Genomic DNA, 26,187 nt, shown 5'->3' on the forward strand with positions numbered 1-26,187 from the left:
AAACGAATGAAAACGGTTGGCATAGTCGTTGAATATAATCCCTTACATAACGGTCATGTACTGCATTATCGCAGTTCCAAAGAAGTATCGGGGGCAGATGCCGTCGTCGCGGTGATGAGCGGTCCGTTTCTCCAGCGAGGCGAACCTGCCATCGCTAGCAAGCGCGCTCGGGCGGAAATGGCCCTTGCCATGGGCGTTGACCTGTGCCTCGAGCTGCCGGTAACCTATGCCGTGCAGCCTGCGGAATGGTTCGCGTTCGGTGCGGTAGCCATTCTGGAAGCTACGGGGGTCGTGGACTGCCTTTCCTTCGGATCCGAAAGCGGGACGCTGGAGCAAATCCTGCCGTTGTCCCGTTCGCTCGCAAACGAATCCGGCGAGCTTCGATCCGAAATCGAAAAGCGCCTCCGGGAAGGCATGAACTTCCCATCTGCCTACGGCGCTGCCGCCGCTGTCCTTTTCGGTGAATCCGGTCCTGCAACGGCAACGACAGAGCTGCAAGAGCTGCTCACGCAGCCGAACAACTCCCTGGGGCTGCACTATCTGATCGCACTCCAGCGCCTCGGCAGCCGCATTACGCCCTATACCATTCCAAGAGTAAGCGCACATTACCACGATCCGCTGCCGGGAACGTCATCCATTGCCAGCGCAACCGCCATCCGGAACATTATTCTGTCACAAGGCTTGGAAGCGGCCAGACCCTATATGCCGGAATTCACGTACGACATCATGGAACGGGAAATCAAGAGCGGACTAGCTCCGGTCCATTGGGAGCAGTTTCGCCAGCCGCTGTTCCAAGCCCTGCTCACGCATACACCCGCTCAGCTTGAAAGCTTCCTCGAAGTAACCGAGGGCTTGGAGCATCGTGTTCAGCGCTCGCTATCGCAGCTGGAACAGCCGACGGTTGACGCCCTTCTGGAAGCCTTGAAGACCAAGCGCTATACGCGTACCAAGCTTCAACGCATGCTGATGCACATCATGCTGAATCATGACAAGGCATCGATGAATCGTGAAGAGCTCGCCAAAGGTCCGGGATATATCCGGGTCCTCGGCTTCAGCGAGACGGGGCGTTCGCTGCTGAAACGAATGAAGCGAAGCGCTTCACTCCCCGTCATTCATCAGCCGGCTAAGCTGGAGCATCCTCAGCTGGAGCGTGACCTGGCGGCAGCCGCCGTCTATGCTAACGGGCAACCTAGGCCCCAAATCGGAAACTACTACAGCGATTACCTGCTGCCGCCGCTCACCCCTTAGGCGGCAGCTCCTCCAAATAATCCACGGCATCCTGCAGGTCATCGACCGGGATCAGCTTCATATCCGTTTTAATCCGGTCCGCGCGCTTTTTGGCCTCATCGTAATTTTTTTGAGGCACAAAAAAGATATCGGCTTCCTTCCGGTCGGCAGCCACGATCTTGTGCTTCACGCCGCCAATGGGGCCTACGGCGCCTGATTTATCGATGGTACCCGTTCCGGCTACCCGGTAACCCTTGCTTAAATCCCCTTCGGTAAGCTGATTATAAATCTCAAGGGTGAAGATCAGTCCGGCTGACGGTCCTCCGATGTTGGTATTCGCAAAGTGAATGGTGTGATCGGGATCAGCCGGCTCCACATTCTGCATCGTGGCAATCATGACGCCTAATCCCGGACGCTCCGCGCCGGTCTTCTCATCCTTTATACTTACAAGCTTCACCTGTTCCTTCACGGTTTTCCCCTTGCGTTCAAGCTCCACGGAAACCTCTTCTCCGATGCTTTTCCCGCTTAACAGGCTGGCAATCTTCTCATTATCCTCTGCAGGCTGACCATCGATCTTGATCAATTTATCGCCAGGCCGAAAATGCTCGGCATTGGCCGAATTCTCGGAGATCGACATCACGAATACGTAAGCGGGCTCGATGCTGTAATCGATTCCGGCCTCCTGATAAGCGGCTTCCATCGCGGAAGACTGTGAAGAATTCATATAATACACTTGCGTGGCCGCATACTCGTCCTTGCTCTGATCGCCCATTTTTTCAGCCTTCTTCACGACCTCTGCATTAGGATTAAACGCGGACAGCATTAACAAAGCCATATTGGCATAGCTTGCCGACACGGTAGTCATCATGAACGTACCCTCTTCCGCCGGATCGCCCTTCTCGACATTGATCATGGGACGAACCTCTTCGGCACTCCCGGGCTGGTATACAAGATAAGGGGTCGGCATATAAACGACAACGTACAGCATGACCCCGACCAGCAACAAATACAGCGCAATTTTTAAGCCATTCGGTTTTACGGACTTCTTCATGGTTTTCCTTCCCTCCGCCTCATATATCCAGCCTTCCACCAAGTTTGGTCTGACGGTTGTCTCCTCTGCATAAAGTTGTACTAGCCATGTTTACGCCGAAAGGAGATTCCTTATGAATAAAGACAACGCCGTCAAGTCATCCAACGGACTGTGGAACACCATTCTTCTCGGTGCCGCCGCGTTCCTGCTTGTACTGGCCGTCGTCAGCGCGCCCGAACCCGCCTTCCAAGCCACCCTGCAAGCACTCAAGCTGTGGTGGAATATCGTATTTCCATCTTTGCTGCCTTTTCTCGTGCTGGTGGAAATACTCATCGCTTACGGCTGGGCCCACGGGGTTGGCGTACTGCTGGACCCTATGATGAAAAAAATATTCAAACTCCCCGGTACTGGCGGCTGGGTTCTTATAACAGGAATGACAGCCGGGTTCCCGGCAGGCGCTCAGGCCGCGGCCGGCATGCACAAACAAGGCGAGCTCCGTGCCGTTGACGCCGGCAGGCTTGCCGCTTTGGCCCATTTTTGCAATCCGATGACCATCCTCGTTGTCATCGGAACCGGCCTGCTGCATAAACCGGAAGCCGGTTATCTGCTGCTGATCGTCCACTGGATATCCGGCCTGCTGGCCGCATGGACATTCAGTCTATTCAGCAAATCGCCCTCTGCAGATGCCGGAAAGCAGGGCGCACCCGTCGATAATGACCGGATGAACGAATGGGCGAAGCGTCCGATTCTTCGACGGGCAGCCTCCGCCGCGCTGGACGCCCATCGACGGGATGGGCGAAGCTTCGGCAAACTCCTTGGCGAATCCGTTACCCGTTCGGTGCAGACCTTAATGATGACGGGCGGCTTTATCTTGTTCTTCGCCGTTCTTACTAGAGTATTGACCGGCCAGCTGCTGCCCCAGCTTCCATCCTATCTTGTGCCAGGGATATTGGAAGCCCATCTGGCTGCCCAATCGATCAGCTCCTCGGTGTTTCAAGCAGGGGCTCTGCAGCTGGCAGTCCTGTCCGCCGCACTGGCATGGAGCGGAATCAGCGCCCATCTGCAAAGCCTGTCGCTGATGCGGGAAGCCGGTCTCTCCTGGCGTTACTTTATGGCAAAGCGATTCCTGCATTCGATACTCGCCTTTGTCATTACATTGGCCATATGGAAACCGGTCAGCACCCTTTCCGCGGGCATCGTGCCGGCATTCCGAACGGAACCGATCAATCATGCCGATACGGAACAATTTTTCAATTTTTGGAGCGGACTGCCTTCTTTCCTGCAGGTTCAAGGCATGATCTGCTTGTTATTAATAGCGGCTTTCTGGCTGTGCTCCCGTTTTATCGGGCGTGATCCCCGCTGAATTTGCGGCGCAACGCCGCATCGACCTCGGGGCTGACCAAATCTGTAGTGTCGCCGTTAAAATGCGCGATTTCCTTCACAAGACTGGAACTCAAGAACGAATATTTCGGATGCGTCATCATAAAGATGGTCTCCGCATCCGGATTCAGCTTATGGTTGGTGGATGCCAGCTGAAGCTCATATTCAAAGTCGGTCACGGTCCGGATCCCGCGTACGATGACCTGGGCGTTCTTCTGACGGATATAGTTCGCCAAAAGGTCGCGGAAGCTGTCGATTTCCACATTCGGCAGATGCGCGGTCGCCTGTCTCAGAAGGTCCTTACGCTCGTCCACCGTGAAGAGCGGGTTCTTGCTTAAATTATTGAGTACGGCCACGATCAGCAGATCAAACTGCTTCGAAGCACGTGTGATGATGTCCATGTGTCCCATGGTGACCGGATCAAAACTTCCCGGGTATACGGCAACGCGGTATGTACTAGTATTCTCATTTGTCATCGTGTAATTCCTCCTCATCAAGCTCCGTCGCTTGATCTTGCGCTGTGTCATAACGATATATCGATATGGCGGTTTCTCCGTATTTCGCGGTTCGGATACAATGAAAATCGCCAAATTCCTCAGCATAATTGTAACTTGATTCGTATTCCAATACCACCAGGGCTGAATCCTGCAGCAGCCCTCGCTCGGCCATATCCAGCATCAGTTCATCGCCGTTCTTGAACCTGTACGGCGGGTCCAAGAAGACCAGATCGAAGCCATAGCCTCGCTTTTCAAGCGCTTTAAGCGCCCGTGCCGCATCGTTGCGATATACCTCTGCGCTTTCCTCAAGCCGGGCCGCTTTCAAATTATCCTTGATCGTGCTAATGCTTTTCGGTTCCACATCAACAAAAACAGCACGATCCATCCCCCGGCTTAACGCCTCAATGCCAAGGCCTCCCGTGCCTGCGAACAGGTCAAGCGCGATTCCTCCCTCAAAGTAAGGGCCGATCATACTGAATATGGATTCTTTCACTTTATCCGTCGTCGGACGGGTGCTTGTACCCGGCACGCTTTTGAGCGGCCGGCCTTTTGCACTTCCGGATACTACTCTCACTGCTTCATTCACCCGTTTCATTATCTATAAATTAGATGCCCAGACAACGCCATGGACAGTGATTATCGTAACACAATCATCCCATATATGAAAAATGAAACGTAACAGCTCCCAACTTTTTTTCAGAGCAAGGTATATTTCTGCACCAGCCGGGCATCCTTGAAATATCGACATCAATGAATGTCGTAGACAACCGCGGAGAAGACTTACGTTTCCCCATAAGCTCTTCGTCCGGTTTCTCCTCTCCCATGAGGGAGTCACTTCGGTGGCTCCCGAACAAAAGCCCTGTAATATCAACATTCTGTTACGGGGCTTTTGTTCTTTTTTTATGTTCAGCCGCTCTACATTGAGCGGCTTTTTATATTTTTCAGTCCCGCGGTCTGTTGGTCCAGCAATCCATATGCGTAATGAAGCATAACCAATCCCGCTATGCGAACGTTCATATTATATAAGAGCATAATGGGAGGAATTCATGATGGACCTGCTATTGTACGCAGGAATAGCTTGCCTCTTGGTGACAGGAATCCTATCTGGAGCGTTTACAACGGGGTATCAGCAGAGAGGCAACTTCTATGCCGATTCCAAGGACGACCGCGCATCCAGAAAAAAGGCGGCCAACTGGTTCTTTCTCGCGGGAATTGTATTTCTTGCAGCAGCCGGTATTGTATACCTTCTGTTCCGTTAACGACTTATCTTATATGTCGGGCCGGGACAAATTCATCGAATAATTGCAAGCTTAATCTGCAAAACGCCCCCATCCGGGAGCGTTTTTTTGTTCCTTTTTAATCAACGCTCCCCTAAATCTTGCAGGAATAACGCCTATTTTGTCGAAAACAATGAGGTTGTTTGAAAAATATTCCTATTTGTACAGTAAAGAGAGGTCATGTAAGTGAAAAGAACGTTGTATGTTCTCCTGTTGTTCAGCATGCTGGCAGGGCTTGGTTTTGCGGGGACGACGCAAGACATCGCTTCTGCCGACGGGGCCGAGCTCCGGATCCAAGACATTGCCGGAAGAAACACCTATCTGATGAGCGACGGCTCCATGTGGTCCCTGATTGACGGGCGCCACGCCATTCGAACACCAGGTAACGTCGCAGCCATCAGCGGTTATGAATACGGCGGCATCGGCATGACGCAGGAGGGCCGCTTAGTAGAGTGGGACATCGGCAAGGGGCCCCAGGTCGTTCCGGGAACAAGCGGCGTGAAGCAGATAGCCGGTTCCTACTGGCTGAAGTCGGACGGTACCGTATGGGCCGGCGATGAAAAAGCGAAGAACCTCAGCGGCATATCGCTGATCGCCAATGCGGATCAGGAATTCGCTGCATTATCCTCCAATGGAGAGCTGCTGCTCCAGGATAACTACAAAAAGGGGCAGTTCAAAAAGCTCGGGATCGTGGAAAACCCGGCAGCCGTCAAATCCATGACGGTACACAGCGGACGCGTTGCCCTGCTGCATGACAACGGCGACGTTGTCGTGTACGAAACGTCCAACTTCGACGATAACGGGCGGATCATACCGGTTACCGTGGCCCAGAATGCAGCTCATATCGTCTATGCATCGAGTGAGCCGACGGATCTTCTCATTGTAACGCTCCAGGACGGAAGCGTATGGACTACCGGCGAGTATAAAGACCGCTGGAAACTCAAAGAGCAGATTACCGGACTTAGCGGGATCGTAAAAACATCCATCTATGGGGATGCAAAGGATTTGTCGGAAGGCTTTTATGCGCAGCGGAGTGATGGGAGCTGGGTACATCATAAGGAGGGACAGAATAAGAACATCGATGTACCGGTAGTCAAGAATTTGTCCGTTGCCATATCCGTTGCGACGCCTTATGTAGGAGAATCGCTGGAAGTGAGCATCCAGGAAACCTATACGAACGGGGCGAAAATCAAGGTACCGGTTAAAGACGCCGTCATCGATATCGAGAAGCCGTATTTGTTGAGTATGCAGAAGAATGGGATGCTGAAATCTGCCGGCGTTGGCAAAACGCAGATTACGGTAACCTCCGGCGGCCAGTCCAAATCAGTGACGGTATCGTCCAGCCTGCGCAACAATTTGAAATATGCAAAACAGGTCAACGGCAACGTCATGATACCGGCTAAATCCGTCATCCAGGCACTGGGCGGCACCTACTCGGCTAAAAACGGAAGCGTGGAGGCGAAGTTCGGCCAGACCCTGCTTTCGTTCAAAGCAGGCAGCAACCAGGCCAAGCTGAATGAAAGCACCATCCGACTCAAAGCCGCACCCGTGAACGACAAGGGCGAGCTGCTCATTCCGGCCTCCGTGTTATCCGATGCTCTGGGAGCTAAAACCACCTGGGATGCCAAGTGGAAGCAAGCGCAAATCTCCCTCGGCGCGGATGCGGCCATGACCGTCGTATCCAGCGAAACGGCTGGATTGATCAAAAAAGCGATGCAGGGCAATTTGGTTAAGTATATCGGCCGAACGTATTGGGTGAACGAATTCGAAGATTTGGAACGCTTCTCGAAATTGACCGTTACCGACATTTTGCCTGACGACAAGGGCGAATTCAACGTAATCTTCAAATCGGCAACGGGGAAAACTATAAAAAGTTATCCCATGCGGTCTTCGGAAGTGACGCAGCTGTTTGCGGACCGTTCCTCGTTACTAACTTACGATCCCTATAAAAAACACAAATGGTCCGCCTCCGTCTGGAAGCAGATCAAAGCCGGGCAGGTTTCCCTCGGCATGACGAAAGAGCAGGTACAGCTTTCATGGGGGAACCCGGCTGCCAAAGACATTACCTCCGGCGGCGGAAAAACCATTGAAACTTGGGGGTACTCCAATTTCAATATCGTATCTTTCGTAAACGGGAAAGCCATATTGATCATGATGTAGCATGAAGGGGACACAAATTAATAAAGCTCGTTATTCATAAAAAAGACCGTCCTAAGAAGCAGCAATGCCTCTTAGGGACGGTCTTTCCTTGTGACTGCTCATGGTGCCTGGTATTCTCTTATTGATTCATTGGTTTTGTTCGCTCAAAAGATGGATTAGATAAATGCGCGAGTAATGATCACCAACAAGATGAACAATACCAAAATAGCACCTACAGAAGAGCCATATCCATAGCCGCCGCCGTAGCCTTCTCCTACTCCGCTCACAACAATCCCTCCTTTTTTGAACATATCACATGTTATGTCGTTTCCGCTAAAATGAACTGGGCTGCCGCCTGTTCGCGATAAGAATAGTGAACCCGCCCAAATGCGCGCATCTGCGGGTATCTATACGCCGATTTTCCATGATTCCCATATGAAAGAGGCGTGGTGGAACCGTCGTTCAACCACGCCTCACTATAATTACTGTATTTTCTGCAGCTGCGGAACCTGTACTTTCTCATTCCGTTCGTTGTCATGGTCTGGATGCACGATTCGTCTGCGGCGATCGACCAAGCCTTCTTCTCCCAGCTCCCGATATTTGCGCATCCACACTTTCAGCCGTCCGATGTCTGATATTTGTAAGGCGGATGCCACTTCTTTCTTCGTCATGCCTTCCAGCCGCATGGCGACTGCCTTTTTCTTTGTTTCGAAACTGTAATGATGGAATGTCTGTCCCTTTTTCGCCATGATTATCACCTCTTTACTACCTATATCGGTTATCACCTGGCTACTTTCAATACCTGCGACCTATTCCGACATGCGCATCCTTTTAAGGTCTATAGAACCGACTGCATTTCCCCCTAAATAAATCCATGATATGGTATAATTTGGGCTAATACATTACAAGGAAATAGAGGGATTTATTTGTTTAAACTCATTATTTTCGGATTTTTGTTTTACATTTTCGGCAATCCGATAACGGCGATTCTGGTGCTGCTTCTTATCGTGTACGTGCTGGATCGCCGTTTTGTCGGGGTATTTCCCAGTGTGACGAAGCCGTTCAAGCGTGCAAGGGCTATATCCAAGCTGCGCAGACAGATTGCGGTCAGCCCCAGCGACGTATCATCCCGGCACGAGCTTGCCCGATTGCTGCTCGAGCGTCGCAAGTATGGAGAGGCCCTAAAGCTCCTGGAAACCATGGAATCCAGTTTAGAGGATTCCGCCGAATTCTGGGACGATATCGGAAGCGCGCGTCTGCATACCGGCAGCATCGCTCAGGGAGAGGCGGATATCGTCCGGGCCCTTCAAATCAATCCGAGGGTCAAATATGGCCGGCCTTACCTTAGGCTTGCCGAGGCGTTTCGGGATTCGGATCGTGAGAAGGCACTCCACTATTTGGAGCAGTTCCATGCCATCCACTCTTCCTCCAGCGAAGCCTTTTATTTGCTGGGGTATATGTATCAATCGCTGGGAAGGGCCGAAGATGCCAAGAAATCCTATCAGGAATCGATGGACGTGTATCGCTCGCTGCCCAAATACAAAAAACGGCAGGAACGCAAATGGGCGGTTCGAAGTTGGTTCAGGAACTTATTCTAAGCGTTAATAATGGCTTAAACCAAAAGGACGTCCGTTAGAGGTCATGGGACCCGGGGACGTCCTTTTTTTGATGAGAATTTCCGTTTCTTATGCAAGTGGCTTGTACCCAAGCCGGTTTAACTGTTCCGCGATCACCCGGTACCCTCGGCCATTCGGGTGTAAACCGTCCACCGACATCAGTTCCTTCTCTCGGCCAGAAAATTGTGCGTAAATATCCGCAACGCGAAAATAGCCGTCGCTCAACCCCATCAAATGCCGATTGAACCGAATCACGTATTCCGTTGCCTCCGTCCAGGCCGGATATGGATTATACAGACCGATAGCGCGAATAAAATAAGGCTTGCTGGCCGGTGACTTTATTTTGCGGATATGTTTGACGATATTAGCCACATGGTTCTGGCATCGATACAAGGCGGTGTCCAGCACCTCCCGATTCGGTCGACCTCCCGTGGACTTCACCGCACGAATCAGGTCATTGCCGCCGATCGACATCGTGATAATCTGGGCCTGCTGCAGATGATAGCGATACGTTGGAAGCTGAACGACCCGATCGTATAATTCATCCGAGGTTAATCCATTGACCCCGAGATTCTCATGGGCCACGAATTGGCGAAGCTTCTCCTCCGCCATCCGACGGTATAACGGAACAAAACCGCTGCCAGGCATCGCCCCAAACCCAAAGGTCAAGGAATCGCCGACAGCGGTATAATGGTACACCAACATGTTCACCCCCTGCCCCGCTCGTTACGACATTATATGAGGAATGCCTCCTGTGCGAAACGGGTATATGAACTTGAATGGCAATTTTAATTCCAATCGGAGACGCAACATGCATCCATAGGAATGACTATTCTTCGGATTCCTCCACCTCATAAATGCAGCGGAATCTTTCAACGCCCGGGTACTTCTCTCCCAGGCTGTAAACCTCGAAACCGATACTGCGGTAGAAGTTCACGGCCTCTTCGTCCGTTTCCGCAATGACTCGTTCCGGTTTAGGCTGCACCTCGAGGAGCAGCTCCAAAATCAACCCGCGTCCGTATCCCTTCCCCCGATTCTCCGGCAGGACCGCTAAATGCCGGATGATAAGCTCGTCCTCCATCACATCAAAACCGATGACTCCCAGAAGAAGTCCGTCCTCCTCGTAGCCGAACAACCGGCTGTCGCCGCCCTGATAAAATGCGGCTGCCTCGTCCACCGCCTCCGGATCAGGGAAAACCGAGTAACTGAGCAGCTCCTTGATTTCGGGCTGCGACGCTTGCATCGTTATATCTTTAAGCATACCTATCTCCAATCTAAACTCATGTAGGACTACAGCATCTTCTCTGCGCTGATCCCCAGCTTGCGCAGCAGCATGGCCGCCTGCGCTCTTTCCTCGTCAGACAATTCGCTAAGCACCTTCACCATCAATTCCTGATGCTGAGGAAAGATGGCCTCGAAAAATTCCTTCCCCTCTGCGGTCAGCTCGGCATAGATCACGCGGCGGTCCTCAGCGGAAGCCCGGCGAACAAGCAGGTTTTTCTTCTGAAGCTTATCGACCACGTATGTAATGTTACCGCTGGAGATAAGCACCTTCTCCCCTATTTTTTGCAGCGGCTGCGGACCTTTGTGGTACAGCACATCCAATACCCCAAATTCGGTGGAATTCAAACCGTGGCTGTTGATGCTTCGATGCGAATGCGTCATCACTGCGTTATAAGCTCTGGCCAGGACTACCAGCAAATGCAGCGGGTAATCCTCGTGTTCTTGAAAATCCGACATACTTCACCCTCCGAAAGATATCATGTATTTAAGGTTAATGAACGCCGGATCAACTGTCAAATGTATTCTTGGCCTGCATGCTCGCGGAATGCAATATCCGTACCGAACCGTCCCGGCAGCCGATAATCGCTTGGTCGGCCATGCCGATGAACAGACCATGTTCAACCACGCCGGGTACAGTGCCTAAACGGGAGCTCAATTCCTCCGGCCCTGAGATTTCCTGAAATCGGCAATCAGCAATATAATTCCCGTTATCCGTTACATACAACCCTTCATCCGGCTGACGGCGCAATTGGACCGAACAACCAAGCTGTGCCAGGGATCGAATCGTCCACTCATAGGCAAAGGGGACAATTTCAACCGGCAGCGGAAAAGCGCCCAGTTGAGCTACCGCTTTTGCCTCATCCGCCACAATCACGAGCCGTTCGCTGTGATAAGCCGTGATCTTCTCGCGAAGAAGGGCTCCGCCTCCTCCCTTGATTAACCGCAGCTGATCATCCAGCTCGTCAGCCCCGTCGATCGTCAAATCCAGGCGATCGATCTGGTGCACGGGCGTCAGGGGTATTCCTTGTTCCATCGCCAGCTTCTCCGAAGCGTCAGAGGTAGCCACGGCCTGGATCGAGAGACCGGACCTGACCATCTCCCCGATTTTGAGAATGGCGTAATAGGCGGTGGAGCCTGTGCCCAGACCGATCTTCATCCCGTCCTGAACATACTTGGCGGCATGCTCAGCCGCTATTTTCTTCATATTCATTTCACTCGTCATAGGACCCGCTCCTTCGTCTTAAGCTGAATCAAATGTTATAATATGGGGTACAGTGATCATTTTCATGCCAAAGGAAAGGATTATGCCATGCGAACAGAGAACCAGATCAAATCCAAAATCAATGAACTTTCGATGCAAAAGAAAAAACTGCAAACCCGACTGGCAGCTCTCGAAGAGAACAGCCCTGAGCGCGCTTCCCTTCTCAATCAGGATGCCCGTCTTGACGACATGATTACCATGCTGGAATGGGTGCTGTTTGAACCAAGCGGTTCCTATCATATGTAATAAACGGCGAATAAACGGCAGGGGCGCACATTTGCGCCCCTGCTTTTTATTAAGGTTATAGAATACACCATGTTACAGCAGAGCTGAACACTTCTATAATCACATGGTTTTTTCTTAAGATCTCAGAAAGTATGAACTTCGAAGCATGGGCCTTCCTGATATCGCAAGAAAAACGTCCTATACATGCGGTCTGTCTTCTAAGAATGTACGTCGATAGAGGTTTTTCTTAAGATCTCAGAAAGTATGAACTTCGAAGCATGGCCTTCCTGATATCGCAAGAAAAACGTCCTATACATGCGGTCTGTCTTCTGAGAATGTACGTCGATAGAGGTTTTTCTTATACTTGCGCCTCCTTCTCCTGCGTGAACCGCTCCAGCCAACGGACATAGAGCTCTTCATTCTCGGGAGAAAAGCAAACGAAATCAACCCGCTCCAGCCGGTTATCCGGCAGATCTTCCTCAAGCAGCTTCGTCACCGCCTTTAACGCCACGTCACATGCCGGAGCTTTAGGATACTCGTAGATACCCGTGCTTATATTAGGAAAGGCGATGCTTTTGGCACCGACCTCGATTGCAAGCAGGAGACTGTTGCGGTAGCATTCCGCCAGCGTATGCTCCTCGCGCCTTCCGCCGCCCTCCCAGATCGGGCCGACGGTATGAATGATATGCTGGGCAGGCAGCCGGCCTGCTCCTGTAATCACGGCGTTGCCTGGCGGGCAGCCGCCTTGCTGCTTGCGTATTTCCATGCACTGCTCCATGATCTCCGGCCCTCCGGCGCTATGAATCGCGCCATCCACGCCTTTTCCGCCCAGCAGTCCCGAATTTGCAGCATTGACGATAATGTCGCCCGTCCATGTCGTTATATCGCCTATAAAGACGGAGACCGATGTCCTTCCGATTTTAAATGTTTTCATTTCGGAAAATCTCCTTTCGGTCTTTTATTTCTCTATTACCCCGCAAGAGGGTGGATTGACCCGGTTCGACCTATTCTGTCCTCGCCTTTTTTTTCGCGGCTGCAGACAGACGGTCGGTTAAGCTCTTCTCCTCCGGCCCCTGCAGCGCTTCCTCCACGGTCCGATAAAACATCAGCGTGCCGGTGTCCCTGGCCTTGGTCAGATGATGAAGAAACACGTTGCCGGCTTGCTCCAGCTTCAAGTCTTCGGATTCATTTCTGACCCGGCAAAGATATACCTTCATCAAGCCTTGCGGATCGCGAAATTCCATGACGCCGATCGGACTCAGCGTCCTTTTGTCCTCCTCGGTGAATTGAGGCGTCATATAAACGGTATATTCCGAAGCAGGCGGAGGAATGTATGCTTCCCGCTTTTTATCCGCAATTAATTTGGAATTCATAAACGCGATGTAACCCGCTGCCGCGAACAATAGGATGCAGGCAGCGATTGCGATATTCTGCATGAATGTCTCTCCTTGTACATAATCAGTCCATGAGGCATCAACCTAAAAATCTTCTGTTATATAAACACCCGCAATACGGCAATAGCCAGTAAATGCAGCGGATAAAACGAACGCCATACCCAGCGGCTCACACGGACGGACTCCAGTTTTCTCCATACATGAGGGCCATAAGCTATCACGGCCGTCGGGATCACGCTCCACATCTGCAGCTCCCAATCATTAAGGAACCAGAACAGCAGGTTCAATAACATATGAAGCGGAACGAGCCAGCCGGCCTGAGCATATCGGAAAATCAAGATCAACAGCAAGCCGTAGGCTCCGTAATCAAACGGAAACTCACTCATCAAAGCACAGGCTGCAACAACCACCATCCATGATAGCAGCCGGGAATCCGATCGTTCCAGCACATAAAGAACCAAGGCTCCGGCCAACAAGGTTACGACCACGTTCAGCCCTTCGGGATCCAGCGCAAGCTGGTACGGAATTTGGGAGACCGCTGCAATAACCGCCAGCCGTGCGATATACTTGGGTCTCGATGAAGTGTAGCGGTGTCCCTGCACGAGAGCGTAAACATAGATTGGAAATGCGATGCGGCCGATGATTCTCCACATCTCCTGATGCGGAAAAAACACAAGCCCGATATGATCAATCAGCATCGTCAGCATGGCGATCCACTGCATGATAACCCCTCCTCGCACGGTAAGATGAACATTCGTTATGTATGTGGAATCGATATATCTATTATGGGTTGCAAACAGGGGACTTGCAAGCGGAGAAAAGATGAAGAATTGGGTATCCGGCATCCATGTCCGTTATCCTATATAATAAGAACAAAGGCAGCTTGAGGACGAAGGAAACGCTGGTTTGAATCCTAGTATCAACATCTTCTCAGATGGAGGTGACTGCCCGATGGAAAAGAAAAAAAACAACATGGCCTTAGGCATATGCATGGGGATCGGCGTGGGCGTGGCGATTGGAGTGGCAATGAATAATATTGCTATTGGCATAGCAATCGGTGTTGCCATCGGCATATCGTTCGGCTCCGCCATGACAAACAAGAACAAAAGGCCGCCCCAAGAATAAACGAAAACGCCAAAGAACAAGGAATAGACCACCCGGCTAGAATCGGGTGGTCTATTCGGGTTCCGTCAAACTTACCTCATGACTGCAAGAATGGACCGGATGTTTCCGTTACGGACTTCATGGGCCCACTTGCCCGTAAGGAGGGGGCCATCAACCTCGAAGGTGTCTCCTCCCGCCGTCGTCAAGGTGAACCGCTGAATCGCAACGCCGTCCTGTCCGAACGTATTTGCCGCGCGCTCGCTGCGATACGTTACCTTGACGGAACCGAGGAAGGTGAACGACACCTCCTGCCGCTCGTCAAACAGCCAAGCCGGAAGCACCGGGTTCAGATGAAGCTGGAGCTCGTTGTCCTCATAACGGAATACTCTTTTTCCGGCCATCATCATAATCCACATGCTTAAGAATTCGGCCGTCGATCCGCTCAGCCTTGCCACAAAACCGCGTCCGTGCACATGGGGATCCGGATTGACGCTGCTGGCGATGAACGATGAATTTTCCAGGGTGCTGCGTCCATAAACGGCCGGGTCCAGAAATGGGATAAGCGATGTTTTGATTTCCGAGAAAAACTCGTCGTACAGTCCCGCTTTTAATAAGGAAAGCAGGTATTTATAGGTCATATGCAAAAATACGGATTCCCGCTCCAGCCAGCCGGCCGTGAATGCGCGGATGCGTCCGATTTCATCGCCTTCCCCTTCCAGGCTGACGGACGTCTTATACATCCCCAGCGCGGCATCATATAAATCGGAAGCCTTGATCCGATCATACATCGCTCTCGCCTGGCCTTCATTGGCGAGCTTCATTCCACGGGCCGGGGCTTCGAGAAAATGCGGAAGCGCATATGCTTTAAATTCCAACACTTTGGCGGCAGGCAAGCCATAGCGGGTGATGACCGGGCTGCCCTCCGCATCCCGGATTTCTTCGAACCGCTCCGCTTCAAAGCGGAAGTACGTTGGAACGATTCCGCCTCCCAGCTGCTCGGCACGCTGAATCCCTTCTTCAATCTTGTCCAGGAAAGCCGCGTATATCCTCTTTACGTGTTTCACCGGAATCTCGACCTCCAGGCCGCTGATGCCGTATCGGACGGATGCCCGATAAGACTCGCGCTGCCCAGCTACCCGATCCCAATATCGGAAGGAGTCCAAAACGCCGGTTTGATATTGCTGCACGGCATCATATACGCCCTCTAAATAAGAGGCGATTTCCTCCGGCACCATCACCGTATGATGACCGAACCGCTCGGCAGCCTCCACAATGAATGCCACCATACGCTTCAATTCCATCGTTTCGCTCATCCCGGAGCCGAACAGACCCGGCAATCCGTTCATCGCGTCATTCCAGCCCGGCTTGTTTGCCTCCATTTCAACGCCCATCCCGTAAGGATCGAGCGTTGCCATTTTATTGAGGGATAACGAGATCATTTTGACAAACAGATTCGTACGGTAAATGTCGCCTTGTCCGCCATTCACCCGCAGCCATTCCGCCGCGTTCCGCTTTCTGCCGAGCTTATTCAGCTTCTCCTCGTCCTCCAGCAGCGCGCCGTACTGGCGAACCTTGCCCCGGCTGATCACGACCTTCTCGCTCCGTGGGAGCACATATACCGGGCTATCAAAGAATGTATAGGCATTCTCGCCAAACAGCAGCTCTTCATATCGGTCGGGATAAATATCCAGGAAACCATCAACCAAATCCATGTTATAGGTCCAGTGGTCCGACCAGAAGCCTTCGCCGAACGAAGCCGCAAAATGCTGTTCGGATATCGTCAGCAATCCCGATAAGAACCGTTCCTCGTCGATCGCCAGCCGAATGCCTTGATCCGATATCGCGTTAATGATTTTGCCCGGGGTGAAATCCCCGGCGCATGCCTTCATGAGCTTATCGTAATCCTCCCGAGCCGCGGAGGCTTGCAGCAGCTTTTCCAATTCCCCCTCCATGCCTGGGGCTACTCGAAACCTCGTGCCTTCTACGCTAAGGGGATTATAACCGTCGGCTTGAATGAGGCTGAAGAACATCCGGATGTTGAACGTGCCCACCTTCGGATTGAAAAACACATCATTTCGGCGGTTCTGATTCATGTCCCGGAAATTGCCGTTCCCTTGTGAATAATATTCCGGGGCCAGCGAGAAAAAGTTATAGTCCCGCTCCGGATCCCCGTGCTTGCGGGAATAGAGGTGGACGACCGCGCCTTCCTTCCCGTTATCGAATATGAACGGATAACCGCCCCGCAGGAAATTGTCCAGATAGGACTGCCGGCTGTATTCATCAAATACAGGCAACCCTGTTTGGGTAGCTACGTCATCGGTTAATTGCCGGGTCAATGCCGATGCCTCCTTCCGTTTATCGAGGATATAGGCAGGCGAGCACAAATCTTTCGAGCGTTTGTTGATTTTGCCGATATCGTTCACATGACCAACCAGCGTATACACCGTTGCCGTCTCCCCAGGCTCAAGCCGCGCCGATAATCCGCTGAAGCCGCATGGCACTTTGTTCACAGGATACGGCGTGGCTTGCGCCAAGGATTCGATCGAACCCGCGGCAAATCGATCGGGGTGGATCAATGAAGTGTTTCCGCCGAATATCAGCTCAAAATCTACGATCGGTTTGATCAAATTCCCGTGCTGATCAAACGACAGATAGAAATGGCCGTTCGTAACTTCGGTAACCTCTGCCTCATCATGCGTACTGGAGCGAACCTTATAGAATGGTATGCCCCGGTCCAGATTCTTCACTTCCATCCAGCTTCGCAGCAGATTGCCGACCTCCTTGTACCCGCTGTTCTCGACGCCGTAAGGCAGAATCTCCGGCATACCGTCCAGCAGTTCAAGCGATTCCGTCCGGGCCCCGATATTCGTCACGCTGACCTGGCGGACGAGCGCGGCAAAATCTTCACCGGGCAGCTGGAAATACGACACCGATGTTCGAAGCCCTTTATCTGCATGCTCCTCCTCGATGACCAGCTCATTCTGACGAATCAGCATCGTTCTCCGTGCCTTCGTGTCCGGCTGAAAGGATTGGAACGGCTCATATACGGCCGGCGTCCCGGCCATCTTGATAAACGTGCGGAAGCCGGTGGCGGATACGTTCTTATACGAGATATTGGCCGGCGAGAATTCCATGATCGGCGAATTCTTGTCGCGTATGCCGAAACTGCTTATCCCTTGGCCCCGATTGACGTAAAAGGTCCACATCGGTATCCCCTTCAATCCGGCAATCCCCGGCAGGAAGCTGGAAAACGGCTTGGCGAGATCATACTGCTCGATAACAAAGGCATCCTTCTCAAAACGATAATTGGACATGTTCAAATCCTCCTTAAATGAGTGCATCATTCGCTGAAATCAAGAAGCCGCCCGTTTCGAAACCGGTTTCGAAACGGGTTAAAAATGAACCCTGCTCTTTAGGTTCACCTTAGGTGACCGGGCGGCAGGACTCCCGGATCATTAATTCGACTGGCAGCATAACCGACTTCACGGCGGTATCCCGCTCTTCGATTGAAGAAAGAAGGATCTCCGCGGCAACCTTGCCAAGCTGCTCCGTATCCTGGCGGACCGTCGTTAATGCAGGGGTAATGTAGCGGGACATTTCAATATCGTCAAAGCCGATGACCGACACGTCTCCCGGCACGCTCAGGCCATGGTCCAGCACGGCTCGAATCGCTCCAAGCGCGAGCAAATCCCCAGCGGCGTAAACGGCTGTCGGCCGATCCGCGAGCGCAAGCAGCCTCTTCATGGCTTCGTATCCGCTCTCGGTGGAGTAAAAATCGCTGCCGGTTATGTACTCTTCCCTTAGGTTCAGATCCAGCTCACGCAGCGCTGTTTCATAGCCATGTTGGCGCTGCTCGCCTGCAAACGTATTCAATCCGCCCGAAATATGGGCAATGCTGCGATGTCCAAGCGAGTGCAAATACCGGATTGCCAGCATGCTGCCTCCGATATTGTCGGAGTAAACCGAATGCACGTGCTCCGGTGACGAATCCAGAATGACGCACGGAATGCCGCTATCCAGCAGCTCCTGGAAATCGGGATCATCGTTGCTCGACAGGATGACCACAACGCCGTCGACGCCCCTGATTTTGCAATGCTCCACGTAACTGCTTCTTCGGCCGCCGACATCCTTGGAAATGAACATCAGGTCATACCCTTTGGATACGGAGATTTTCTTAAAGCTTTCGATGACGGCTCCAAAATAGGGATGCCGAATTCCGGCTCCCGTGGCTTCAACAAAAAGAATGCCGATAGTCCAGGATCGCTTGGTCGTAAGTGACCTGGCATTGGCGTTTGGAAGATACCCCATTTCCTTCGCGGTTTCCAGGATCTTGACCCTCGTCTTTTCCCGGACGTCCGGATAATTGTTGAAGACTTTGGATACCGTCGTAGGCGAATAACCTGTTTTCTTCGCAATATCGTAAATCGTTGTCAACCTTGGAATCAGCTCCTGCCCTTCGCCGACATAATCTAAAACCATCTCTCTGGTATTAAATTCTACCTGTGCCGGCAGGCACTCGTCAATGTTATTCCGCACATCCGGGCAGGAGCTAAAACTCCCGGTTTTCCAAATGACAACGGCTAGGACAAGCTGGCGGAGGCGTTCTGCGCTTTAGCGGAATGATCCGTTTCCTGATGCCGAATCATCAGCATGCAGATCAGCGCAAGCAGCATGCTGCCGGCGGCGCAATAAAACAGGATCGAATACCCCATTCCGTCAATAAGCTTGCCCAGCAGAGGCGGCGACGATATCGCCGCCAGCGAAGATACCAAATAGTACATTCCTGTCCGCGTTCCGATGCTGTCCTCCGATCCGGTCGATACGATGAAAGGGTAAGAATTGATATTGATGCAGGCCCAAAACAATCCGCCAACGGTCAGCAGTACGCGAAGCAGCAGCAGCGATTCTACCCATGGGACGAGCGCAAAGACAATCAGCAGCCCGCTGACGCCGATCAGGATCAGCCGTTTCTTCCCGAATTTACCGCCAAGCCATCCGCTGGGAATCGCAAACAGAACGAAGGCGAGCGAAAAAAACGTCAAGGAAAAGGACGCCTGCGATTCCGTCAGCCCCATCTCATTCTTCCCGTACAGCGTAAACAGCGTCTCAACCCCTTGGTACGCCACGAACCAGAAGAATATGGCCGCCAGCAGCAGCACCGTCGTTCGATTGATTTGGCTTTTAAAGGAAATTTTGGCTCTGGCGGCCGTCTGGGCTTGATAGCCCGGAGCGTCGCGTTTCTCTTGGATGAACGTCTTCAGAATGAACAAAGAGACAAGCGTTACGCCGGCAGCTGCAATAAAAGGCAGCGACGCATGGGCGCTGTAAAGCACCGAGCCCACGCCAAATGCCAATATGGACCCCAAGCCGCCCATAAAGTTAATGATGCCGTTGGCTCTGGTGCGCCGCTTCTCTTCCGTTATATCCGGCATCAATGAAACGGTTGGCGAACGATACAGGCTCATGGCCAGGTTCATGAGGACCATGAACAACAACAACGTCGCCATTCCGTTATGAAACGGAATCATGGCCGTAAACAAAGCGCCTAGCGGCATTCCGATAAGCAGGTAAGGCATTCTTCTGCCGTACCGGGTGTGGGTACGGTCGCTTCGGCTTCCAATCCATGGCTGCAAGAACAAGGCAAAGTAATTGTCGATCGTCATAAAAAAACCGATCCATGCGACACTGGATATGTAATCCTCCAGAAAGTAGGGCACAAACGCATTGTACAGCGCCCAGGTAATGCTAATGCTGAAAAAGCCGAATCCCAGCAGCCATGTTTTCCTCACAAAGTCACGCTCCCTTGGTTTGCAGCAGTCCGTTCAGCACATCCGGATAATCCGTAATGATGCCCGCAACGCCCGCATCCATCAACTCTTTCATCCGTCCCTCGTCATTCACGGTCCACGGATGATAGGCGACGCCATGCTGCTTCGCTTCCGTTACCCACTCCGGTAGAACCGCCCGATGGTATGCGTGCAGGGCATCCGCTTTAGCCAATTTGGCGTATTCCCACGGCTGGTACAGCCCTTCGCCGTACAGCAGCCCGGTACGAATTTCTGGATCAATAAGTTTGCATTCCACCAGGGAATAATGATTGAAGCTCGAAATGACGATTTGCTCCGCCATGTTGTAATGCCTTACAGCCTCAATCACGCGCTTTTCCAGCTCGGGATATTGGATCGTTCCGTTCTTCAGCTCGATATTAACAATCGTGCCGCGGTTTTGGGTTAATTCCAGCAGCTCTTCCAGCAGCGGAATCCGTTCGCCTTGGAAATCGGCACCAAACCATGAGCCTGCGTCCAGCTTGGCCAGCTCGTCGTATGTATAATCCTTGACAAGCCCCTCGGCCCCCGTCGTGCGGGCGACGCTCTCGTCATGGATCAATACCAGCTTTCCGTCCTTCGTCATTTGGACGTCGGTTTCGATCCCGGTAGCTCCCTGCTCCAAGCCTTTGGCAAAGGCAGCCATCGTATTCTCGGGGCATATGGCCGATGACCCGCGGTGCGCGAAATTGATCAATTGTGACATTTGTACTTCCTCCTGAGTGATTAAGTTTTGGTTTTGTACTATAAATATAGCTCGCAAATGTTAGAGCTATGTTATCATTCCATTTTTCATATTCCACATCGGTTAATGAAACCCTGTCATGTCCTAATTAATTTTTCAAATGATTGACCAATTTGCATGTCAGGCATATAATTGTTTAGACAAGTATTTTTGAAAACCTGAAATGAAAGGTGTGACTTTTTCTTGAAAATACCTAAACGCAACCCTTCCATCGGTTTTCATCTGGGTTACACCTATCGGCGCGCATCCCAATTGTTTGCCAATGCCCTGAAGCCCTATGACATCACCCCCGAGCAATGGCTGGTTCTGTACCACATCGGCGAGCACGAGGGCCTGAATCAGAAGGAAGTTGCCGCCAAAGCGGACAAAGACCAACCCACGACAACCCGTATTCTGGACCTGCTCGAGAAAAAAGGATACACTCGCAAAGCCGTATCGGTTAACGACCGAAGAGCTTTTCAGCTCTTTTTGACAGATACAGGCAAGGAACTGATTGAAGCGACCACAGCCATCGAAAGTCAATGCGGAAGCCAATTAATCGAGGGCATTGACGAGAAGCAATTGGAGATGTTCTGGGACACACTCTCGCGCATCAATGCCAACATACACAACTTACACAACAACAGGAGAGATGTTCCACATGAATGATATCAACACGAAACAACCGCTATGGACCAAAGAATTCATCACGTTGATGGTCAGCAACCTTTTTCTGTTCCTGACCCTGCAGATGATGCTGACCACGCTGCCCGCATACGCCAAGGAGGCGTTCACGGCAAGCCCCTTGCAGGTGAGCCTCATAACCAGCCTGTTCGCCTTCAGTGCGATCGCGTCCCGCTTCGTATCAAGCAAAGCGCTGGAAAAAGGAAAGCTGAGGCTGCTGCTGTACGTCGGGCTGCTGATTTCCCTGGCAGCCACGCTCGGTTATTACTGGGCGAGCGGCATAGCCTTCCTGCTGCTGATGCGCATATTGTTCGGCATCGGCTTTGGGATGACAAGCACCTCGTTTCCAACCATGGCATCGGATGTCATTCCAATCAAACGCTTGGGCGAGGGCATGGGGTATTTTGGGCTATCCACTACGCTTGCCATGTCGATCGGTCCCATGATCGGTTTGACGCTGCTGCAAAGCGGCGGTTTCACTCCGCTCGTGTTCATCACGGTCTTCATCAACCTTCTGATCTTCCCTCTCGCCTACCTCCTGACATCAAGAGCGGCTAAACGGAACGCGGAGCGCCCTGCAGCGGTTCAACCCCTAGTTGAGGATAAACCGAAGGCCTCCTTCAACAAAAAGCTGATCCTTCCCAGCGTCCTCAACTTTTTGATGTCGATTACGTACGGCGGATTGCTGAGCTTCATGGCATTGTTCGGAGCGGAGGCTCACCTCCGGAATCCCCAGTATTTTTTCTTGTTCAACGCCATTGCCATCATTCTCGTACGGCCGTTCTCCGGCAGAATTTATGACCGGTACGGACATAAGGCGCTTGTTATACCCGCTGCGATTCTGATGGTATCCGGCTTGCTCCTGCTTACCTTCGCCACATCGACGGGATCCATGCTGTTATCGGCGCTGTGCTACGGCATAGGCTTTGGGGCGATGCAGCCGTCCATCCAGACCTGGATGATTCAGGAGGTTCATCCGCTGCAGCGCGGCATGGCCAACGGCATGTTCTTCAACTCCCTGGATTTCGGCGTGGCCATCGGCTCGATCGCGCTCGGCGCCATCGCCAAATCCACATCCTATGCCATCATGTACCGATACTCGGCGATTGCGCTCGTGCTGTTGATCCTGATTTATATCATCATGCAGGCAGCCGGCAAGTCGCGTTCCCAATCCACCACGGCAGTCGAGGACACCGAGGCTACCGTGGCAGGTTAACGAACAAAGTGATAACGAAAAAGCTTCGTCAGCCGGGATGATGCTTAGCCACAAGGAAAGGGATCGGCCATCCAAACGGACCCGGCATATGAGAAAAGGTCTTGTCCATTATTTATGGACAAGACCTTTCTTTTTCAATCCTTGCGGTTTCTTGAAATCGACCCGGTATGAATTCCCTCCGGAATCGTCTTCTTTTGCCTCCGGCTTCACCGCGAATAACGTAAGCAGGCCGCCTACAGCCGCCACGGCTGCCAGCGTGCCAAACATCACCCAGTGGTTCGCGCCCAGCAGGAGAGAAACGACCGGCGGCCCCAGCGATACCCCGATAAAACGCATGCTGCTGTAAAGCGAGGTGATGGTGCCGCGCTGCTCCTTCTCCACGCCTTCCGTCAGCAGCGTATCCATGCACGGCAGCACCATGCCGATCCCGATACCGCCAAGCGTCATCATTCCGACGACAAAATAGATCTGTTCGCTAAAGCCGGTGACGATCAGGGAAGCCGTCAAAATAACCATGCCGGCGAAACCGGTCCACTTCTTTGCCGCTTTGTTTTTGCCCGTAAATTTACCGGCTAAATAAGAAGATAGGCATAATAAAGCCAGTGGAATTGCAAGCACCAATCCTTTTACTACGCCATGTAATTTGTAAGTGCTTTCCAGCGTCTCCGACAAATAAAAAAGAACGCCGAACACGCCAAACATTGCGATGCCGCCGATGGCGAATATCGCATACAGCCATCTTCCCTTCTCATGCAAAACCCCCTTGGTTTTTTTCAAAAACTCACGAAGGGATTGTTTATCATTGTTATTCGACTTTGGCGTCTTCACGAGAAAAATGACCAGCACGAGTGAAATCAGGCATAGAACCGGAATCGATATGAAGGGCAAGAACCAGATGAAGCTTCCCAGCAGCGCACCCAATATCGGACTGACAACCTTACCGAACGTGTTGGAGGTTTCGATGATTCCCAGGCTTTTGCTAACCTCTTCTTCCTCTTTGAACATGTCGCCGACAAGCGGGATGACGATCGGGAAAGCCCCCGCTGCGCCGATTCCCTGTAGAAACCGGCCGGCTAATATGACATAATACGCCCCTGTCCCGCTTAGCAGCCAGGCAGCTACCGCGGACACAGCTCCGCCTAACGCCGCAATAATCAAGCTCGGGATGATGATCTTCTTTCTTCCATACCGATCCGACAAATACCCGGCGATCGGAATCAGCAAGATGGCTAAAACAGCATACACAGTTATCAGCATACTCACTTTGAAGGAGCTGATCCCTAAAACTTTGGAAATTTGCGGCAAAATGGGAATCAGCATGGAATTGCCTAACGTCATTATGAGTGGTATGGATGCTAGGGCAACCAGATCCCATTTCTTGTTTTCCATGAGAGAAGACCACCTTTGCGTTATCTGTCATCCATATTGTAGGTTCTTTCGCCCAGAATATGCATGACGGCAAGGTGGCCGTTTTTTCCCATATGCAATTTTTCCTTAATCATACTTTAAAGCCGGACATCAACTGACGAAGCTTGCCAGACATCACGTTAAGATCTTCAACGGAATTTGTGATTTCTTCCATGGACGCCAGCTGCTCTTCCGTTGCGGCACTGACGCTTTGCGTACCGCCTGCCGTCGTCTCCGTGACCTCCTGGATTCGACGGATCGCGTGAACGAGCTCCCCGGCTCCCGAATTCATCTGTTCGGTTGCAGCGGTGACGCTTTGAATCTGCCCGTTCAATTCGCCGACCGACTGCTCGATTTCCTTAAAGGCTCGCTCGGCTCCTTGCGCCACGTTCATGCCTTCGGTTACTTCGCGGGTTCCCTGTTCCATCACGCCGGCCAGATTCACGATGTCTTGCTGCAGCTCGTGAACGAACTGTCTGATTTCGACGGAGGAGTTCGATGCCTGATCAGCCAAATTCCGGACCTCTGCGGCGACGACCGCAAAACCTCTGCCATGCTCGCCAGCCCGAGCGGCCTCAATGGAGGCATTCAAGGCAAGCAGTGAGGTCTGCTCCGCAATTTCGATGATGATCTGTCCCATCGCCCCGATGTTGGAGGCCTTCTCTCCGAGCGCACGCACGGATTGCGCAGATTGGTCCACGCTGGTACGGATGCCTTCCATCTGGGTTAGCGTTTGTACAAGTGCCTGTTCCCCTTCAGCCGCAAGCTTGTTCGCCGCTGCCGCCAGCCCGGAAACGTCTTGGGCTGCAAGCGCGATATGCTTCATGCCTTCCGCCATATCCGTAACGGTCGCCGTCGTTTCCTCCGTATCCTGCAGCTGGTTCTCTACCCCGGCAGCCAGCTCTTCCATAATCCCGGACGTTTGGTGGGAGGCTTGACGGATTTCCTCTGTCGTCGAATGCAGCGTCGAAGCAGCGATACCCACTTTACCTGCAGTATCCTGCACTTGGACGACCAGCTCCCTGAAGCCATCGACCAATTTATTATAAGCATCGGCTACATCCCTGATTTCATCTTTCGTTGTAATGTGTAATCGGGTAACCAGATCACCCCCGCCTTCGGCAATCTTCAGAAGCTGACTGCTCATCTGGTTCAACGGACGGATCGAACGGGTCAGGAGATAGCCCTGTATGGCAAAATAAACGACGGCGGCCGCTCCGATCAGCATGATGATCAAATTCTGAAACCGGCTGCTGGCCGCAATCTGATCAGCCTGCTTCGCCAGGGTTTCATTTTTATGTACCGTAAACTTTGCGATCAGCTCGCTAAATGACTTGCGCACTTCCCGCTCCTTGTTAAAGGCAGCTTCGTACACCCGGAAAGGGACCGCCTTGTAAAAACCGGTGTCATACCCCAATTTGTTCAATACCTCGGCAATGGCCTCGGAGTATACGACATAACCGGCTTCAATCTCGTTAAATACCTTCTGGTCTTCTTCTGCCGTCATTAAGCCTTTGGTTTCGGCCATGAGTTTGACGACGGACTCCTGTTTCGATTTCAATGAATCTGCAAAGGTCGAATCACCGGTCAATAAGTAGCCCCGCTCATCATTGGAAACGCCAGTCAACAGGGTCTCCAATTGCGTCAGGTTATAAATGACCTTCTGGTCCTCTTCAATAATCTTGCTGAACCTCTTCTCCGTCATATTCGATGTGATAAACGCAATGATTACGATAACCGCCGTAACCGTCGCAAGTATCGTAGACGAAAGAATTAATTTTGTTTTTATCTTCATCCGCAAGCACCCGACCTTTGATATAAGTAATATACCCCCATTCCTTTTTTCGTCAAATTTGTGTCAAGAGTGAATAGGCAGGACTACCGTGAAATCGCTTAA

At 52.0% G+C, this 26,187-nt stretch carries 27 protein-coding genes; 9 read left to right on the forward strand and 18 right to left on the reverse strand.

The genetic code is table 11. The features are described from left to right. The first annotated feature begins 6 nt into the window (after positions 1-6). Entirely contained in the window at positions 7-1,248 is a 1,242-nt protein-coding gene (locus RB298_RS28225) for a nucleotidyltransferase (RefSeq protein WP_375120324.1), read from the forward strand. Here the strand turns inward: RB298_RS28225 and RB298_RS28230 are convergent. Next, the gene (locus RB298_RS28230) at positions 1,238-2,278 is read right to left on the reverse strand and encodes a SepM family pheromone-processing serine protease (protein WP_036673913.1); all 1,041 of its coding nucleotides are present in this window, start codon (positions 2,276-2,278) and stop codon (positions 1,238-1,240) included. The genes RB298_RS28225 and RB298_RS28230 overlap by 11 nt on opposite strands. 112 nt (positions 2,279-2,390) lie before the next feature. On the opposite strand from RB298_RS28230, the gene RB298_RS28235 reads away from it, so the two are divergent. Next, positions 2,391-3,620 carry a nucleoside recognition domain-containing protein gene (locus RB298_RS28235; RefSeq protein ID WP_486049674.1) on the forward strand — a complete coding sequence of 410 codons (1,230 nt, stop codon included), beginning with the start codon at positions 2,391-2,393 and terminating at the stop codon, positions 3,618-3,620. On the opposite strand, the gene coaD is transcribed toward RB298_RS28235, so the two are convergent. Beyond that, the gene (gene coaD / locus RB298_RS28240; RefSeq protein WP_009595333.1) at positions 3,598-4,113 is read right to left on the reverse strand and encodes a pantetheine-phosphate adenylyltransferase; all 516 of its coding nucleotides are present in this window, start codon (positions 4,111-4,113) and stop codon (positions 3,598-3,600) included. The genes RB298_RS28235 and coaD overlap by 23 nt on opposite strands. Next, positions 4,103-4,708 (reverse strand): 16S rRNA (guanine(966)-N(2))-methyltransferase RsmD, encoded by a 606-nt coding sequence (gene rsmD, locus RB298_RS28245; protein WP_096776727.1) that lies wholly within the window; start codon positions 4,706-4,708, stop codon positions 4,103-4,105. Before rsmD ends, coaD begins: the two co-directional genes overlap by 11 nt. Positions 4,709-5,180: 472 nt before the next feature. Between rsmD and RB298_RS28250 the strand changes: the two genes are divergently transcribed. Together RB298_RS28250 and RB298_RS28255 are read left to right on the forward strand one after the other, a co-directional pair. After that, positions 5,181-5,393: a DUF5316 family protein gene (locus RB298_RS28250; protein WP_452516092.1), complete on the forward strand. Its 213-nt coding sequence runs from the start codon at positions 5,181-5,183 to the stop codon at positions 5,391-5,393. A gap of 204 nt (positions 5,394-5,597) precedes the next feature. Then, positions 5,598-7,571, forward strand: coding sequence for a stalk domain-containing protein (locus tag RB298_RS28255; RefSeq protein WP_486049677.1), 1,974 nt, complete (start codon positions 5,598-5,600; stop codon positions 7,569-7,571). A 155-nt stretch (positions 7,572-7,726) separates the two neighbouring features. Here the strand turns inward: RB298_RS28255 and RB298_RS28260 are convergent, their stop codons facing one another. Beyond that, the gene (locus RB298_RS28260) at positions 7,727-7,837 is read right to left on the reverse strand and encodes a hypothetical protein (RefSeq protein ID WP_015736381.1); all 111 of its coding nucleotides are present in this window, start codon (positions 7,835-7,837) and stop codon (positions 7,727-7,729) included. 195 nt (positions 7,838-8,032) lie between these two features. Then, on the reverse strand, positions 8,033-8,299 hold the full coding sequence (locus RB298_RS28265) for a helix-turn-helix domain-containing protein (RefSeq protein WP_015736382.1): 267 nt from the start codon (positions 8,297-8,299) through the stop codon (positions 8,033-8,035). Between the two features lie 177 nt (positions 8,300-8,476). Between RB298_RS28265 and RB298_RS28270 the strand changes: the two genes are divergently transcribed. Further along, the gene (locus RB298_RS28270; protein ID WP_036663981.1) at positions 8,477-9,148 is read left to right on the forward strand and encodes a tetratricopeptide repeat protein; all 672 of its coding nucleotides are present in this window, start codon (positions 8,477-8,479) and stop codon (positions 9,146-9,148) included. An 87-nt stretch (positions 9,149-9,235) separates the two neighbouring features. Here RB298_RS28270 and RB298_RS28275 read toward each other — a convergent pair whose 3' ends face one another. The 4 genes from RB298_RS28275 to rpiA all read right to left on the reverse strand — a co-directional run bounded on the left by RB298_RS28275 (position 9,236) and on the right by rpiA (position 11,672). Further along, a complete protein-coding gene (locus tag RB298_RS28275; protein ID WP_009595336.1) occupies positions 9,236-9,871 on the reverse strand; it encodes a GDSL-type esterase/lipase family protein in 636 nt (211 codons plus the stop codon). 124 nt (positions 9,872-9,995) lie between these two features. Continuing rightward, positions 9,996-10,427 carry a GNAT family N-acetyltransferase gene (locus tag RB298_RS28280; RefSeq protein WP_090908142.1) on the reverse strand — a complete coding sequence of 144 codons (432 nt, stop codon included), beginning with the start codon at positions 10,425-10,427 and terminating at the stop codon, positions 9,996-9,998. A 29-nt stretch (positions 10,428-10,456) separates the two neighbouring features. Beyond that, positions 10,457-10,906: a MarR family winged helix-turn-helix transcriptional regulator gene (locus RB298_RS28285; protein ID WP_486049680.1), complete on the reverse strand. Its 450-nt coding sequence runs from the start codon at positions 10,904-10,906 to the stop codon at positions 10,457-10,459. Positions 10,907-10,955: 49 nt separating this feature from the next. After that, positions 10,956-11,672 (reverse strand): ribose-5-phosphate isomerase RpiA, encoded by a 717-nt coding sequence (gene rpiA, locus RB298_RS28290; RefSeq protein WP_145037551.1) that lies wholly within the window; start codon positions 11,670-11,672, stop codon positions 10,956-10,958. An 87-nt stretch (positions 11,673-11,759) separates the two neighbouring features. Here rpiA and RB298_RS28295 point away from each other — a divergent pair, with 87 nt between their 5' ends. Next, positions 11,760-11,957 (forward strand): hypothetical protein, encoded by a 198-nt coding sequence (locus RB298_RS28295; RefSeq protein ID WP_015736388.1) that lies wholly within the window; start codon positions 11,760-11,762, stop codon positions 11,955-11,957. A gap of 337 nt (positions 11,958-12,294) precedes the next feature. On the opposite strand, the gene RB298_RS28300 is transcribed toward RB298_RS28295, so the two are convergent. The 3 genes from RB298_RS28300 to RB298_RS28310 all read right to left on the reverse strand — a co-directional run bounded on the left by RB298_RS28300 (position 12,295) and on the right by RB298_RS28310 (position 14,052). After that, complete coding sequence (locus RB298_RS28300; RefSeq protein ID WP_015736389.1) at positions 12,295-12,870, reverse strand: macro domain-containing protein; 576 nt, start codon at positions 12,868-12,870, stop codon at positions 12,295-12,297. Positions 12,871-12,940: 70 nt separating this feature from the next. Then, the gene (locus tag RB298_RS28305; RefSeq protein ID WP_096776735.1) at positions 12,941-13,372 is read right to left on the reverse strand and encodes a hypothetical protein; all 432 of its coding nucleotides are present in this window, start codon (positions 13,370-13,372) and stop codon (positions 12,941-12,943) included. A gap of 56 nt (positions 13,373-13,428) precedes the next feature. Continuing rightward, positions 13,429-14,052 carry a TraX family protein gene (locus RB298_RS28310; protein WP_009592213.1) on the reverse strand — a complete coding sequence of 208 codons (624 nt, stop codon included), beginning with the start codon at positions 14,050-14,052 and terminating at the stop codon, positions 13,429-13,431. Positions 14,053-14,281: 229 nt separating this feature from the next. Between RB298_RS28310 and RB298_RS28315 the strand changes: the two genes are divergently transcribed. Next, the gene (locus tag RB298_RS28315; RefSeq protein WP_015736392.1) at positions 14,282-14,455 is read left to right on the forward strand and encodes a glycine zipper domain-containing protein; all 174 of its coding nucleotides are present in this window, start codon (positions 14,282-14,284) and stop codon (positions 14,453-14,455) included. 71 nt (positions 14,456-14,526) lie between these two features. Here RB298_RS28315 and RB298_RS28320 read toward each other — a convergent pair whose 3' ends face one another. The 4 genes from RB298_RS28320 to RB298_RS28335 form a co-directional block, all read right to left on the reverse strand. Next, positions 14,527-17,748: a cellobiose phosphorylase gene (locus tag RB298_RS28320; RefSeq protein ID WP_486049683.1), complete on the reverse strand. Its 3,222-nt coding sequence runs from the start codon at positions 17,746-17,748 to the stop codon at positions 14,527-14,529. Positions 17,749-17,857: 109 nt separating this feature from the next. Further along, positions 17,858-18,868: a LacI family DNA-binding transcriptional regulator gene (locus tag RB298_RS28325; RefSeq protein WP_015736394.1), complete on the reverse strand. Its 1,011-nt coding sequence runs from the start codon at positions 18,866-18,868 to the stop codon at positions 17,858-17,860. A 146-nt stretch (positions 18,869-19,014) separates the two neighbouring features. Next, positions 19,015-20,223, reverse strand: coding sequence for an SLC45 family MFS transporter (locus RB298_RS28330; protein WP_096776737.1), 1,209 nt, complete (start codon positions 20,221-20,223; stop codon positions 19,015-19,017). A gap of 4 nt (positions 20,224-20,227) precedes the next feature. Beyond that, positions 20,228-20,965 (reverse strand): glycerophosphodiester phosphodiesterase, encoded by a 738-nt coding sequence (locus RB298_RS28335; protein WP_096776738.1) that lies wholly within the window; start codon positions 20,963-20,965, stop codon positions 20,228-20,230. A gap of 222 nt (positions 20,966-21,187) precedes the next feature. Between RB298_RS28335 and RB298_RS28340 the strand changes: the two genes are divergently transcribed. Next, positions 21,188-21,652: a MarR family winged helix-turn-helix transcriptional regulator gene (locus tag RB298_RS28340; protein ID WP_036663997.1), complete on the forward strand. Its 465-nt coding sequence runs from the start codon at positions 21,188-21,190 to the stop codon at positions 21,650-21,652. Beyond that, positions 21,645-22,883, forward strand: a complete 1,239-nt coding sequence (locus tag RB298_RS28345; protein ID WP_486049686.1) for an MFS transporter — start codon at positions 21,645-21,647, stop codon at positions 22,881-22,883. The genes RB298_RS28340 and RB298_RS28345 overlap by 8 nt, the downstream gene beginning before the upstream one ends. A gap of 108 nt (positions 22,884-22,991) precedes the next feature. On the opposite strand, the gene bcbE is transcribed toward RB298_RS28345, so the two are convergent. Together bcbE and RB298_RS28355 are read right to left on the reverse strand one after the other, a co-directional pair. Next, the gene (gene bcbE, locus RB298_RS28350; protein WP_486049788.1) at positions 22,992-24,296 is read right to left on the reverse strand and encodes a bacillibactin exporter BcbE; all 1,305 of its coding nucleotides are present in this window, start codon (positions 24,294-24,296) and stop codon (positions 22,992-22,994) included. Positions 24,297-24,381: 85 nt separating this feature from the next. Next, positions 24,382-26,085: a methyl-accepting chemotaxis protein gene (locus RB298_RS28355; RefSeq protein ID WP_096776742.1), complete on the reverse strand. Its 1,704-nt coding sequence runs from the start codon at positions 26,083-26,085 to the stop codon at positions 24,382-24,384. Positions 26,086-26,187 lie beyond the last annotated feature (102 nt).

This window comes from Priestia sp. BR_2 (assembly GCF_041954005.1).
Lineage (GTDB): Bacteria > Bacillota > Bacilli > Paenibacillales > Paenibacillaceae > Paenibacillus_AQ > Paenibacillus_AQ lautus_A.